Genomic DNA, 15,555 nt, shown 5'->3' on the forward strand with positions numbered 1-15,555 from the left:
GTCGTTATCTGCATTATACACCTGCTATATACATTTGAAAATACATTATTGATATTTTTTTAACTTATTTTTATCTCGTATTTTTATCGTTATTTTATTAACAATATATTGTAATATAATAGAGAACCGGTGCATGCCCTCATCAGCATCGGTTCTCCATCTCAAAATTGAACATTATTTCATAAGCATATACAATGCCTGTGCATAGATCTTCGCCGTCTCAACCAGACGATCCACTGCAATATACTCATCCGCTTCATGTGCAAGCTCCGGCTCGCCCGGAAATACCGGTCCAAAAGAAGCAAAGTTTTCCACATCCCGGCAATAGGTTCCGCCGCCAATCACAATTGGTTCTTCCTGCATTCCTGTCATCTCATTGAACACATTTAAAAGGATCTGTACAAGTTCTGCCTCTTTCGGAATATAGAGTGGAGGTCTCTTCTGCCAGTATTCCGCTTTTAATTCATATTTCCTGCAATTTAATTCAATCGTCTTCCAGATCATATTGAGATCTACATGGACCGGGCAACGTACATCTACCTTCAGATCGCACTGCCTATCCTCCAGTTTTAAAATTCCCAGATTCATACTTAATTTTCCGGACAGTTGATCTTCGCAGGCAATTCCCATGTTTCTGCCTTCCCATCCATCTGCAAATAACGCATGCAGTGCTTCAAAGAATTGTGCTTCTTCTTCCGGCAAAGATACATCTCTTAAGAACTCTACCATAGGTAAGATTGCATTTTTCCCAAGCCATGGCTGCATGGCATGGGCGCTCACGCCGCGGAAGTTAAGACTCAGACAATCATCTTCCATCGTACAGTTTTCCATCTCACCGGTTTCGAGAAATCTCTTCTGAACCGCATCCAGTTCATCTTTCGGACCACCCAGATGTACATTGGCACAATTGGGAACCGCATTTACTACAGTTCCACAATTCAGACTTTTCACATGCAGGCACCCTGTATCAGCCTCTTTCCACTCTGTCTGAATCCGGAACCGGAGTATTCCCTTCTCCGCATGGATGACGGAGAATGATCCATCCGGAGAGAAGCCCATATCCGGGCTTTTCTCTTTGGTCAGATAATACTTAATGCATCTGTGTCCGGTTTCTTCATCACATCCGATGATGTGATTCACATGATTGGAAACCGGAAGTCCACTTTCTTTTACAGCTTTCATCGCATAGAGCGCCGCTACCATCGGTCCCTTGTCATCCAGGCTTCCTCTTCCATACAGTTTTCCATCTTCAATCACCGGGTCAAATGGGTGACGGCTCCACCCGTTTCCGGGCGGAACCACGTCAATATGAGAAAGAATTCCGATTTCTTTTCCTTCCGTTCCATATCGGACAGAACCTGCATAGCCATCATATTCCCTGGTTTCAAATCCCATATCTGCAGATAACCGGAGCACGGTTTTTAATGCAGTCTGAATATTTTCTCCAAACGGCGCTCCCTCTCTTCCTGTATCTGCATCAATCACACTGGGGATTCGAATCAGTTCCTGTACGGATTGCAACATCTCTTCTTTATAGCTGTCTATCAATGAATCTAATACTGTTTCCATCTTTTACTCCCATTACTCTGTTGGTTTCTTCACCAGTTTGAATGTATTGGTAAAGAATGAGAAGAGTGCAGAACCGGCGATCAATCCGGCAGACAGTACATTCAGGTTCTTTGTTCCCTCTTCACCGAACTTCTTCTCAATAATAAAGCGAACAGCCAGGAAGATGAGTCCTGCAACACCTGCTTTCGGATTCATAATCAGAAGGCCTGCTGCAAACATAATACCAATCTGTCGTTTCAGTCCGCTGACCAGCTGAATTACACCGCCAAGGCAGGCAAAGATCAGGATATAACGCAATACCACAGCATCTACACCCGCTTCAATCGTAGACTTATATACTGCTGCCACCGGCGGAATTCTTCCTGCCATGAAGTAAGATTTATAGAAGATAAATACTGCAACGATTGCTACTGCTGCACCCATAAGCTCTGCGAAGTACTGCTGTCTTCTTCCTTCTACTTCAAACTTCTGATTCTTTCCTTTTCCTCTTAAGATCCATCCGGTCTTCAGGTCATAACCCATGTCGGCAAATGCAGGACCTGTACATGCCGCATAACCAGCCAGGAATGCAAGTGCTTCCGGTGGGAATCCAATAAACATACCGAGTACAAGGAAGATAATTACAGTTGCCATTGCCGGGAAATAACCGGAATGCATAGCCGAGATACCTACAAGGATCTCAGAAACCAGTGCTGCAATCATTGCATATACTACCCAGATTACCAGCTTCACCGGACTCATCTCGGCTACCAGTCCACCGATCACTGCCATAACGATCGCACCGATGATATAGAGAACCATACCCTTTGTCAGAGCCTTTGACATATCTTCTGCAGATCTGGAATATACATAGACTTCTTTTTCTTCTGTTGTTTCTTTTGCTTCCTCTTTCTTCTTCGCTTCACTCTTTTCTTTGTACTTTTTGCGAATCAGAATTGCGGACTGGATCAGAGCAATCATACCTGCTCCAACCATGACACCCTGTGGTACGTAATAAGTACCAAGCGTATATCCAAACCAGCTTTCCCAGTAACCATTGCAGATCAGACCGATACAGAATGCAGTCAGTGCAACAATATTACCCAGACCACAGACACCGATAATATCCATCGGAAGTCCAACCCATGTTCCGGCAATACCTGCCACAATACCGGTTACCAGAAGCACTGCCTTTTTACCAAGTTCCGCTGCCGCAAGAATCGTCTCTGCAGTCGCGATACCGATCGGCCATGCCTCATTAGCCCCCATAAGTGGTGTATCAAACATCCAGTACATCATAGTAATATCAATCAGAAATGCAATGACACCTCCGACCAGAATACCAGTACACATCTCCGGACGATCAAATACCCAGATTACAGATACACATACCATCAGCACATTTCCTGCTCCGAATGTCGCACAGGAAATTGCAGTTTCAATGATATTCTGTGTATGGATATTCTTAAACTTTTTGGTGAATCCCAGCGGGATCATACCGATGATAACCGCAATCAGCGCACCGATGATCGATGAGTTTGTACTAAGTCCGAATCTTACGATCAGCTCCATACCGATGATCGCACCAAGTATAGATGTCAGTAAGATTACGACAATAATTGCAGGGTTAAATGTTTTTGGATGTTCCTGGGAACAATAATACTCTATCAGTTCTTCATCACTATTAAATTTCTTTTTTTCTTCTGCCATATACCCTTCTCCTTTAGAAATCCGGATCAATATCCGGCTACGCCAAGTTCCTTACATATCTTTCTTACCTCCGGATGCATATATACACCATCTTCTTCAAATATCTCTCCGTCCAGAATGATCGTTGGTTTTAATATGGTGCCGTCTGTATGACTCGGTGCATCCCACTTCTCCGCCAGGATAGATGCACCCTGACTTCCGATTCCGAATTCAATTCCTCCAAATACTCTTTCGTCTTCCACGATTCTTCCGGTCGGTGACATAACTCCCGGATTAAATCCAAGAGAATAATGTGCAACTCTGTAGGAAGCCGGATGGTTGTATCCTGCCAGCCAGTCACGGAAGATATCTGCATCTCTGTCTCCTTCAACTTTCGTAACAACACCGTTCTCTACCGTCAGCTTCACAGGAGATTTTAACAGTCCGATCTCTGCCGGCGGCCACAGTGCACCGTCAAACACCAGTGTTCCATTGATGGTAGACTCCATGCAGTTCCAGCTGATCTGTCCGCACATCATATTGGACTGTCCCTTTTCAATCGCTCTTCTTCCGGAATGGCGAACCTTTCTTCCCTGCATCTCTCCATACAGATTCGTTCCATTTTTGCTGAGAATCTGTACTGTATTTGCCTTTTCTATGATTGCTTTCATGGTCTCGCCCATCTTGATGACCAGATCGTAGTCTACATTGGTGATGCATCTTACGATCATGTCAACATCCATACCTGTCAGGCAGGTATAACGACAGCCACAGGATAAGGCTTTCTGCCAGGAAAGACAATGCTGTACATTTTTATCGGCAAGTTCAATCCAGACATCCGCTTCACAGGCTGCTGCCTGCAGCGTCTTCGGTGGATCGACACAAGTCTCTTTTGCTGTCGGATATTCGACCAGAACCGGAACCGCATCGATCGCGTGTGCTGCCGCTGCGATTGCATTGGCAACTCTCATATCTGACGAGGTGTCTGCTGTGATCATTACCGTCTCACCAGGTTTTGCAAGCATGACATCGCCAACCAGCTTCATTGCTCCTTTGTATAGTTCATATTTCAGATATCCGTCTAACGGTTCAAACCCCAAACGAAGTTCCATGTTCGCACCTCCTAATATCCTGCCACTTTCATTCTGCGGCAAAGTTCTCTTGCCTTCTCGTCAAGATAAATACCATTTTCTTCAAATACGACATCATCAAATATAAGTGTCGGCTTCAGGATCGTTCCGTCTGTGTGACTCGGTGCATCCCATTTTTCTCCCATGATCGCTGCACCCTGGCTTCCGATTCCAAATTCGATACCGCCGAATACTCTTTCATCTTCTACAATTCTTCCGGTCGGTGCGGTAACTCCCGGATTGAATCCAAGAGAATAGTGCGCCAGACGATAACATGCCGGGTCATTGTAGGATTCGATCCATGCTTTCATTCTTGCTGCATCTCTGCCGCCTTCGATATTGGTCACAACACCATCTTCAAGAGTCAGTTTGATCGGATCCTGCAGGATACAGATATCTGCCGGTGGCCACAGGGCTCCGTCCAGTACCAGTGTTCCATTGATCGTAGACTCCAGAGGACACCAGCTGATCTGTCCGCCCAACATAAACGGATATCCTTTGATCGTTCCGCGCTGTCCGGAATGACGTACCTTTCTTCCGCTCTGACGAGCAACCAGATTCGTTCCGTTTTCACTCTTCACTTCGATTTTGTCTACCTTTTCAATGGTTGCTTTCAGATACTCACCAAATTCGATCATAGCATCGTACTCTACATTTGCGACACATCTGGTCAGCATATCAACATCAATACCGGTCAGGCACATGTATCTCACACCATTCTTGATCGCAGCCTGCCAGGACAATGTATGCTGCACCGTCTGATATGCACATTCAAACCATACGTCTGCCTCCATCGCAGCGGCCTGGATCGGTTTCGGCGGATCCAGCAGAGATACAGGAGCAGTCGGATACGTGATACATACCGGAATTGCATCCAATGCGTATGCCGCAGCCGAAAACGCTTCCATTACCCGACGGTCACTGGATGTATCACCGGTAACAAGCACATTCTCTCCAGGTTTTACCAGCATGACATCTCTTAATAATACCATTGCCCCTTTCCACGTCTCATAAGACAAATACTCATTACGCGGTTCAAATCCCAACCTCAGTTCCATAGTTCCTTCCTCCTTTTTTCATGCAAACCGATCATTTCATTCCCAAAAAAGAAAATGACGAAGCCGCAAAAAGCAACCTCGCCTTCAATTATCAGAATTGCATGTACATTTTCTAAATACAACTATTTTATTTTTGAATTGTATCGCTTTTTCTTGTTCTATAATACATTTTTTCTGATTTCAAATTATATATTTTTATGCATTTATAAAATTAATTTATAGTACAAAAATAAACAGATATGTATTATAATTCATTATAATACCTTGTTGTTCATTTCACAAAGGAGGTTTCCATGCTTGACTTTCGTTTGTTAACATTTCTAGATTTATGCCATACCAACAGCTATACCAAAACCGCAGATAATCTGAGCATTACACAACCAGCCGTTTCACAGCACATCAGATATCTGGAGCAGTATTATGGCAAAAAGCTGATTCTTTATCAGAATCGTCACTTTTCACTGACAAAAGAAGGAGAATATCTGTTTAAAGAAGTGACAAAACTGCAAATCCACTCCAAGAAAATATTACAGAATATTCAGCATCTCTCAGAAGAACAGGAAACCCCCGTCATTTCCATAGGATCCAATCCAACGATCGGAGAATTCATATTGCCAGGTCTGATTTCTTCCTATACCGCTCAGGAACCTGACTGCCGGATTCGCTCATTTATCGGTTCCACTAAAAAGCTGGAGCAATTATTACACAATGGAGATATTAACATCCTGATTACCGATTCCATTGATGCATGGCCTGAATTTGAACGTCATCTGTTTCGAAGCGAACCAGTCTGCTGTGTATGCAACCCTTCTCATCCACTTGCAGAGAAAACAATCAGCTTAAACGATTTAAAATCCGAACGAATCGTATATCGTGAAAAATCTTCTTATGCATACTACATTCTGCAGAAATCATTTCAACGTATGGGCTATGATCTGGATACTTTCAACATTCCATACGAGGCAGGAAGTATGCATTCTATCATTCAGTATTTAAAGGAAGGACTTGCCATATCATTCTTATATCGGTGTGCTGTCCAGAAATACCTTGATAACGGGGAATTAAACGAGATATATCTATCGGAATTGCATGACTCTGTTGATTTTTACTACATTTATCCACAATCAACAACCACCTCTTCTCATGCAAAGCAATTTCTTCAGTTTTGTCTGGAGCAACAGAAGAAATCTTAAAAAAAGCGCCACACGTTTCATCGTGTGACGCTCTCCAGTACCTGATTATTTTCCATAGTAACACTTCAGATAGATTTCTTTCATCTCTTTCATCAACGGGTATCTTGGATTCGCACCTGTACACTGATCATTGAAGGCCTGTTCTACCATGTCATCCAGCGTATCCAGGAAGTATTGTTCATCGATTCCATATTCTTTGATTGATTTCTTAATACCGATCTTTTCTTTCAGATCTTCCAGTTTTGCAAGGAAATCTTCAAATACTTCTTCATCTGTATTGCCCTTGCATCCTGCATACCTTCCAAGCTCTGCATATCTTGCAAGCGCATGCGGATACTGATACTGGGAAAATGTTCCCATCTTAGTCGGTACTTCTGCTGCATTGTATCTCATTACATCCGTCAGAAGCACTGCATTGGCAACGCCATGTGGCAGATGGTGAAATGCTCCAAGCTTATGTGCCATAGAATGGTTCAGCCCGAGGAATGCATTGGCGAATGCCATACCTGCCATACAGGAAGCATTGGCCATCTTTTCTCTTGCGATCGGATCATTCGCTCCGTTGGCATATGCAGATGGCAGATAATCAAATACCATCTTCACTGCTTTCATTGCCAGTCCATCCGTGAAATCTGTTGCCATAATAGACACATATGCTTCGATCGCATGCGTCATAACGTCAATACCTGACGCACTCGTCAATCCCTTTGGCGCTGTCATGGCATTATCTACGTCAACAATTGCCATATTCGGCAACAGTTCATAATCTGCGATCGGCCATTTTACACCTGTCTCAGCATCCGTAATAATCGCAAACGGAGTCACTTCAGATCCGGTACCTGAAGAGGTCGGAATCGCTACAAAATATGCTTTTTTGCCCATCTTCGGAAATGTATATACCCTCTTACGGATGTCCATGAAATCCATGGCCATATCTTCAAAGTTTGCTTCCGGGTGCTCATACATCAGCCACATGATCTTGGCTGCATCCATCGCGGATCCACCGCCAAGAGCGATGATCGTATCCGGTTCAAATGCTCTCATCTGATCAGTACCTTTTTCTGCACATTGCAAAGTCGGATCCGGAGCGACCTCATAGAAGCATGTATGCTGAATTCCCATTTCATCTAATTTCTCTTCAATTGGTTTTACATAGCCATTTTTGTATAAGAAAGAGTCTGTAACGATAAAGGCTTTTTTCTTATGCATTACAGTTCCAAGCTCATCCAGTGCTACCGGCATACAGCCTTTCTTAAAATATACTTTTTCAGGTGTTCTGAACCACAGCATGTTTTCTCTCCTCTCTGCAACCGTTTTAATGTTGATCAGATGCTTTACTCCTACGTTTTCAGATACAGAGTTTCCTCCCCAGGAACCGCATCCGAGTGTAAGAGACGGAGCAAGTTTAAAGTTATACAGATCCCCGATACCACCATGAGAAGAAGGTGTGTTGATCAGAATTCGGCATGTCTTCATTGCTGCTGCATGTTTTGCAATCTTTTCTTTCTCTGCCGGATGTACATACAGAGATGCAGTATGCCCATATCCACCGTCAGCTACCAGACGCTCTGCCTTAGCAATAGCCTCATCAAAAGTCTTCGCGCGGTACATACCAAGTACCGGTGACAACTTTTCATGCGCGAACTCTTCAGATATATCTACAGATTCCACTTCACCGATCAAAATCTTGGTGTTTTCAGGAACTTCCACTCCTGCAAGCTTTGCGATCTCATATGCGGATTTTCCAGGTATCTTATTGTTCAGTGCACCGTTAATTATAATCGTCTTTCGAACCTTATCCAGTTCCTCTCCCTTTTTCAGGAAGTAACATCCTCTGTATGCAAATTCTTTTTTCACTTCATCATAGATGCTGTCAAGAACGGTTACGGACTGTTCAGATGCACAGATCATACCGTTGTCAAATGTTTTGGAATGGATGATAGAATTTACCGCCATCTTAATATCTGCAGTATCATCAATAATGACCGGTGTGTTTCCAGGTCCAACACCAAGTGCCGGTTTTCCGGAAGAGTATGCAGCCTTGACCATGCCCGGTCCGCCGGTCGCCAGAATGATATCTGCATCTTTCATTACTGTATTCGTTAATTCCAGGGATGGAACATCAATCCAGCCAATGATTCCTTCCGGTGCACCTGCTTTTACAGCTGCCTCAAGAACCACTTTGGCGGCTGCAATCGTGCAGGCCTTTGCAGCCGGATGCGGACTGATAATAATGGCATTTCTGGTTTTCAGACAGATCAGGGTTTTAAATATTGCAGTTGAAGTAGGATTCGTAGTAGGAATGACGGCAGCAACCAGTCCGATCGGTTCTGCGATCTTTTTAATTCCGTATGCCGGATCTTCTTCAATGACGCCGCATGTTTTTGTATTCTTATATGCGTTGTAGATATATTCTGCTGCGTAATGGTTTTTGATAATCTTATCTTCTACAATACCACGTCCGGTCTCTTCCACAGCCTGTTTTGCAAGTGGGATACGCATTTTATTGGCCGCCATAGCCGCTTCAAAGAATATCTTGTCTACCTGTTCCTGTGTATACGTAGCAAAGATCTTCTGTGCCTCTCTCATTGCTTTCATCTTTGCCTCAAGAGCTTCTACATTATCAACGATCTGTGGTACTGCTTCTTTCTTTTTGGTTGCCATAATAGTTATCCTCCCTGTAAGTGTTTCTTACTTAATTACAGGTCAAAGTATACAGGCTCGTTAATTATTTGTCAATATATGATTGATAATTATTTCACGTATATGTTATTTTTTTAACTATCCAACAGTATTCCATTAAACAAGTCACAATAAATCGTCATTTTTTCCAAAAGAAATACCAACAAAAAAGTACCGTTGCAACATATAGATATATATTCCTATATTGCAACAGTACCTTCTGATATCTTAGAATCCTTCTAATCTGTGTTCTGTATGTAACAGCATATGTGCTTTATGAGACTCCGGTTTTTCAAAATACTCCGCATACAGAGCCTGAATATCACGGTTCTCATGAGAAAATCTATGTTCTGATCTTACGTCGAGATCATACAGATTCTTTCCTCTTTCAAAGGCACGCTCTTCGCCATCATGGATTGGCTGTCCGCCGCCTCCTACACAGCCTCCTGGACATGCCATGACTTCTACGAAGTCATAATGAAGTTCTCCTCTGTCAATTTTGTTCAGAAGAGCTCTTGCATTGCCAAGTCCGCTGACAACAGCTGTTCTTACTTTTACATCATCAATGGCAAATTCTGCTTCCTGCACACCATTATTCTCATTAAATCCTTGACTTCTCACTGCTTTAAACGCATCTTCCGGCGGATTTTCACCTTTCAGCAGATAATATGCAGTACGCAAAGCTGCTTCCATAACTCCTCCGGTTGCTCCAAAGATCACACCTGCACCGGTACCTTCCTGCATCGGACGGTCACTTTCAATATCTTCCAGTGTATCCGGGCTGATGTGCGCGGAACGGATCATCTTTACCAGTTCTCTGGTAGTGATAACAGCGTCAATATCGTGTCCTGCATACTCCTGATAGAACAGTTCCATCTCCCGTTCGCCTTTCTTTGCAACACAAGGCATTACAGATACGGTATATATCTTTTCCGGTGCAACACCAAGCTTTTCAGCAAAATAAGATTTCATAACTGCTCCAAACATCTGCTGCGGTGATTTTGCACTGGAGAGCTGTTTCACCAGATGCGGGAACTGTGATTTAATAAATCTGAGCCATCCAGGACAACAGGAAGTAAACATTGGTCTGTCTTTCAATTCACCGGATGTAAATCTGTGAAGGAACTCTGTTCCCTCTTCCATAATTGTCAGGTCCGCGGAAAATGTAGTATCAAATACATAATCTGCACCAATCTTCTTTAATGCATCCAGGATCTTTCCAACGGTTGCTTCTTCCTGTGTAAAGCCAAGTTCCTCGCCCCATGCCGCACGAACTGCCGGCGCTACCTGCGCAACCACGATCTTGTCTTTATCTGCAATAGCATCCCAGACCTTTTCTGTGTCATCACGGGCGCTGAGCGCACCTACCGGACAATGCGTGATACACTGTCCACACAGAGAACATGCTGCATCTTCAATCTTCCTGTGACCTGCTACATTTATCGTCGTTCTGGATCCGGTTCCTTCTACATCCCATACACCCAGTCCCTGCACCTTTTCGCATACCTGCACACAGCGCATACACTTGATACATTTGGATGAATCACGGATCAATGGGAATTGTTTATTCCACGGCTGTTTTTCAAGCTGCATTTTAAACGGAATCTCCAGGATGTTCAGATCGTTTGCCACTTTCTGAAGACTGCAGTTTCCACTTCTGGAACAGGTTACACACTGGCAATCATGCTGAGAAAGGATCAGTTCAACCGTTGTTCTTCTGTGCTTACGCACCTTTGGACTATTTGTGTATATAACCATGCCATCTTTTGCAATGTTATTACAGGAAGTAATCAGTTTCTCTTTTCCTTCCAGTTCAACTACACATACACGACATGCTGCAATTTCGTTGATTCCTTTCAGATAACACAGCTTTGGAATCGGAATCCCGTTCTGTGCGGCAGCCTCCATAATCGTGGTATTCTCTTCTACTGATATTGCTTTTCCATCTATTGTAAGATTTACCATAATGTTTCTCTGCCTCCTTTAAATATTCCATATCCAAAATGATCGCAGCGAAGACATCTGGACGCTTCCTGTTTTGCTTCTTTTTCTGTCATGCAGTTTTCCACACCTTCAAAATCGCAGACTCTTTCGCAGGCTTCTCGTTCTGTAAGATTTACTCTTCCGCATGGTGTACGATCGTCAAGACGGGCTTCCGGTATCTCTACATCACAGGATATCACATGATGATATCCAAGATACTCATCAATATTGGCAGCCACTACCTTTGCTGCAGCAATCGCCTTAATCACAGATGCCGGACCACTTGCGCAGTCCCCTCCCGCAAATACTCCCGGAAGATTTTCAAATGTTCCTGTGCTCTTGGTAATGATCTTTCCTCGTTCAACAGGAATTCCTGCCTTTTCAAAGTGTCCGGTCTCAATATTCTGGCCAATGGCAACGATCAATACATCGCATGGAATATATATATCATCTTCACCTGTCGGTTTGATGCTTGCTCTTCCATCGCGGATTGCGCTGACCATCTGTGGTGTTACATAAATTCCTTTTACATGATGATTCTCATCAACATCAATCGATGCCGGTGCTTTCAGAGTCTGTAATTCGATTCCCTCAGCAACAGCACCTTCAATCTCTGCCGGAAGCGCAGTCATATCTGCTACACGTCGTCTGTAGACAATGCTTACCTTCTTCGCTCCAAGGCGCTTAGCTGTACGAACTGCATCCATAGAAACGTTGCCGCCCCCGATAACCGCAACTTCTTTGCCGGATAAGTCCATGATCTCATTCTTGCCTACATTTCTTAAGAACTGTACCGCAGAAAGAATGCCTTCTGCATCTTCTCCTTCCAGCCCAAGCTTCTTATCAGTACTTGCCCCAATCGTGATCAGTACTGCATCATACTGATCCCTTAATTCCTGAATCGTAATATCCTGACCAATTTTCATGCCATATTTCACTTCAACGCCGGTTTTCAGGATCGCGTTGATATCATCGTCCAGCCTTTCTTTTGGAAGACGATAATTTGGAATACCATACCGAAGCATTCCCCCAAGCTTCGGAAGCATCTCATATACGGTTGTCTGATGTCCCATCAGCTGCAGATAATATGCAGCACTGAGTCCACCCGGTCCACCACCGAGGATTGCAATCTTCTTTCCCGTAGATGGCGCACATGCAGGCGGTTCTACTTCTCCGGCAAAATCAGCCGCCACTCTCTTAAGTCCACGGATATTGATAGAATCATCTACCATATTTCTACGACATCTTGCCTCACAAGGATGTTCACAGATGAATCCACAGGTAGTCGGAAATGGATTATCCTTACGAATCAGACGAATTGCATCGGCATATCTGCCTTCACCTACAAGTGCCACATAACCTGGTATATCAACATGTGCAGGACACAAAGAAACGCATGGCACCGGCTGATTGTATGTACAGGTACATCTTCCGTTTTTGATATGCTCAACATAATCATCTCGGTAGCCAATCAGTCCCTTATATACCATATTAGCAGCCTCGTATCCAATTGCACAATCTGCAGACTCCATAATAGACAATGCTGTCTGCTCCATGATCTCCAGAGTCTCCATAGTTGCATTTCCATCAAGAACATCCTTGATGAAGTTGTTAAGCTGTCCAAGTCCAATTCGACAAGGAACACATTTTCCACAGGTCTGTGCATGGCATAACTCCAAAAATGCACGCGCCATGTCAACCGGACATAATCCCGGTGGACTTGATTCAATTCTTCGCTCAAGATCCTTGTATAGCCCTTCCATAACTATTCTGGCTCTTTTTGGCGAAGCGATCTCTAATCTGCTCATTAAAAATCCCCTTCTTTCTTTTTGATTAGCTCAATAATGCATTGTTTCGATTATACCATTTTTTATGTCCTTTTCAAGCATATTTATAAAAGTAGTTTATTTAACGGTATAGTCATATCCTTGACATTCCTGTTATGGATTTATCAAATACATTTTATAGATTATTTCTATTTTTGCACAAAAAAACAGGCTCTGAATACTCAGAGTCTGTTTTCATCTCAACTATACAAGTTCGATCAATACTTCCATTGCTCCGTCACCTTTACGCTGGCCAATCTTTACGATTCTTGTATATCCACCGTTACGGTTCTCATATTTTGGAGCAATCTCATCAAATAATTTTGCAACAAGATCAACTTCTTTTGTGTTTTTCTTTCTTCCAGCCTGTGCTGTCGGAACTTCTTTTACCGGATAAAGAACTTTCAGCATCTGACGACGAGCGTGCAGTCTGCTTGGCATATCTTTCTTAATTGTCTTGTCAACTTCGTCATATACAGTAACTTTCTTACCATCTACAACTTCTTTTACTCTCTTGCCGTCTTTATCTTTGCGAGCAACCTTTGCCTTAACAGTAACTTCTTCGAAATTGTCTTTCTCTTTTACTGCTAATGCAATAAGTCCTTCTGCAATTTTGCGGATCTCTTTCGCTTTTGCTTCTGTAGTAACAATCTTTCCGTTGTTAAGGAGTGCTGTTACCTGGTTTCTTAATAATGCTTTTCTCTGGCTTGAAGTTCTGCCGAGTTTTCTATACTTTGCCATTTTTCTTATCCTCCATTATGACACTTGGTTATGCTTCTTCGGGCTTACTAGCCAAATGCTCCACTGCGCTCATCGGACTTACCGGTGGAAAACATCCTTATGGAATATTACTCTTCGCCTTTGCTGAGGCTTAAGCCTAATTCATCTAATTTTGCAAGTACTTCCTCCAGGGACTTACGTCCAAGGTTACGCACTTTCATCATATCTTCCGGTGTTCTGTTTGTCAGTTCTTCCACTGTATTGATTCCGGCTCTCTTCAGACAATTGTAAGAACGAACGGATAATTCCAGTTCATCAATACTCATCTCAAGAACCTTCTCTTTTTCATCGTCTTCTTTTTCAATCATAACTTCAGCAGCCTGTGCCACTTCTGACAGATCGATAAAGAGTTTCAGATGCTCACTTAATACCTTGGCTGCAAGACTTACAGCCTCGTCCGGAAGTAATGTACCGTTGGTATATACATCCAAAGTTAACTTATCAAAGTCCGTAATCTGACCAACACGTGTATTTTCTACTGTAAGATTCACACGTTCCACTGGGGTGTAGATAGAATCGATTGGAATTACTGCGATTGGTAATTCGTCATTTTTATTCTTATCGGCACTTACATATCCTCTTCCATTTGTAATGGTGAGTTCCATGTATAATTTGCTGTCTGCTCCACCATTCAGTGTTGCAATGACAGTCTCAGGATTCATGATCTCAATATCCTGATCCACCTGAATATCTGCCGCAGTAACGACACCTTCCCCTTCGAACTCAATGTATGCTGTCTTTGGTTCATCAGTCTCGGATGTGTTCTTGATTGCGAGTGATTTCAGGTTCATGATAATCTCAGTAACATCTTCCTTTACACCCGGAATAGAACTGAACTCATGAAGGACTCCGTCAATCTTTACCTGGCTGATTGCAGATCCCGGTAAAGAAGAGAGCATAATTCTTCTAAGAGAATTACCTAATGTTGTACCATAACCTCTTTCCAGAGGTTCCACAACGAATCTACCATATTTCTTATCTTCTGAAATCTCAGTTATTTCAATATTGGGTTTATTAAAATCAAACACTAAGTCCACCTCCTGTGGTGTTACGGGTTATTATTTAGAATATAATTCGACGATTAACATCTCATCTACAGGAACATCGATCGCATCACGCTTTGGAAGCTCTTTTACAGTTCCTTTCAGGTTCTCAAGATCAGCCTCTAACCATTCCGGAACCAGACGTCCGCCTGTAACCTCTGTAATCTCTTTATATCTTGGAGAGCTCTTCTTAGCTTCTTTGATTTCGATAACATCTCCAGCCTTGATCAGGTAAGAAGGAATGTTAATCTGTTTTCCATTCACAAGCACATGCTTATGGTCAACGATCTGTCTTGCTTCACGTCTTGTTCTTGCAAGTCCGAGACGGAATACTACGTTGTCTAATCTTGACTCCAGCATTACCATCAGGTTCTCACCTGTCATACCACTCATGCGCTGTGCTTTTTCAAAATAATTTCTGAAAGGTTTCTCTAACACACCATAGATAAATTTTGCTTTCTGTTTTTCACGTAACTGAAGACCATACTCGCTCATTTTTCTATTGGATCTCTTTAACTGTCTGTTAGACTTTTTATCAATTCCCAAATATACAGGATCCATTCCAAGTGATCTGCATCTTTTAAGAACAGGGACTCTATTTACTGCCATGTTTTGCTTTCCTC

General features: G+C 42.9%; 11 protein-coding genes. 1 reads left to right on the forward strand and 10 read right to left on the reverse strand.

The genetic code is table 11. The features are described from left to right. Window positions 1-174: 174 nt before the first annotated feature. The 4 genes from pepV to ABE547_RS00570 are packed head-to-tail and all read right to left on the reverse strand — an operon-like array spanning window position 175 to window position 5,425. Complete coding sequence (pepV, locus tag ABE547_RS00555; protein WP_347376954.1) at window positions 175-1,569, reverse strand: dipeptidase PepV; 1,395 nt, start codon at window positions 1,567-1,569, stop codon at window positions 175-177. A gap of 12 nt (window positions 1,570-1,581) precedes the next feature. Beyond that, complete coding sequence (locus ABE547_RS00560; RefSeq protein WP_347376955.1) at window positions 1,582-3,258, reverse strand: OPT/YSL family transporter; 1,677 nt, start codon at window positions 3,256-3,258, stop codon at window positions 1,582-1,584. Between the two features lie 26 nt (window positions 3,259-3,284). Continuing rightward, the gene (locus ABE547_RS00565; RefSeq protein ID WP_347376956.1) at window positions 3,285-4,349 is read right to left on the reverse strand and encodes a hypothetical protein; all 1,065 of its coding nucleotides are present in this window, start codon (window positions 4,347-4,349) and stop codon (window positions 3,285-3,287) included. Between the two features lie 11 nt (window positions 4,350-4,360). Next, window positions 4,361-5,425 carry a hypothetical protein gene (locus ABE547_RS00570; protein WP_347376957.1) on the reverse strand — a complete coding sequence of 355 codons (1,065 nt, stop codon included), beginning with the start codon at window positions 5,423-5,425 and terminating at the stop codon, window positions 4,361-4,363. A 293-nt stretch (window positions 5,426-5,718) separates the two neighbouring features. Between ABE547_RS00570 and ABE547_RS00575 the strand changes: the two genes are divergently transcribed. Beyond that, window positions 5,719-6,618, forward strand: coding sequence for a LysR family transcriptional regulator (locus ABE547_RS00575; protein WP_347376958.1), 900 nt, complete (start codon window positions 5,719-5,721; stop codon window positions 6,616-6,618). 45 nt (window positions 6,619-6,663) lie between these two features. Here the strand turns inward: ABE547_RS00575 and adhE are convergent, their stop codons facing one another. The 6 genes from adhE to rpsD form a co-directional block, all read right to left on the reverse strand. Beyond that, a complete protein-coding gene (gene adhE / locus ABE547_RS00580) occupies window positions 6,664-9,282 on the reverse strand; it encodes a bifunctional acetaldehyde-CoA/alcohol dehydrogenase (RefSeq protein ID WP_347376959.1) in 2,619 nt (872 codons plus the stop codon). Window positions 9,283-9,528: 246 nt separating this feature from the next. Then, entirely contained in the window at window positions 9,529-11,265 is a 1,737-nt protein-coding gene (locus tag ABE547_RS00585) for a [FeFe] hydrogenase, group A (protein ID WP_347376960.1), read from the reverse strand. Continuing rightward, window positions 11,259-13,091 (reverse strand): NAD(P)-binding protein, encoded by a 1,833-nt coding sequence (locus ABE547_RS00590; protein WP_347376961.1) that lies wholly within the window; start codon window positions 13,089-13,091, stop codon window positions 11,259-11,261. The genes ABE547_RS00585 and ABE547_RS00590 overlap by 7 nt, the downstream gene beginning before the upstream one ends. Window positions 13,092-13,313: 222 nt before the next feature. Beyond that, entirely contained in the window at window positions 13,314-13,850 is a 537-nt protein-coding gene (locus ABE547_RS00595) for a L17 family ribosomal protein (protein WP_347376962.1), read from the reverse strand. A gap of 107 nt (window positions 13,851-13,957) precedes the next feature. Beyond that, the gene (locus ABE547_RS00600) at window positions 13,958-14,917 is read right to left on the reverse strand and encodes a DNA-directed RNA polymerase subunit alpha (protein WP_235249810.1); all 960 of its coding nucleotides are present in this window, start codon (window positions 14,915-14,917) and stop codon (window positions 13,958-13,960) included. A gap of 30 nt (window positions 14,918-14,947) precedes the next feature. After that, window positions 14,948-15,541, reverse strand: coding sequence for a 30S ribosomal protein S4 (rpsD, locus tag ABE547_RS00605; protein ID WP_235249809.1), 594 nt, complete (start codon window positions 15,539-15,541; stop codon window positions 14,948-14,950). Window positions 15,542-15,555 lie beyond the last annotated feature (14 nt).

Source organism: Dorea sp. YH-dor226 (assembly GCF_039832105.1).
Lineage (GTDB): Bacteria > Bacillota > Clostridia > Lachnospirales > Lachnospiraceae > Dorea_A.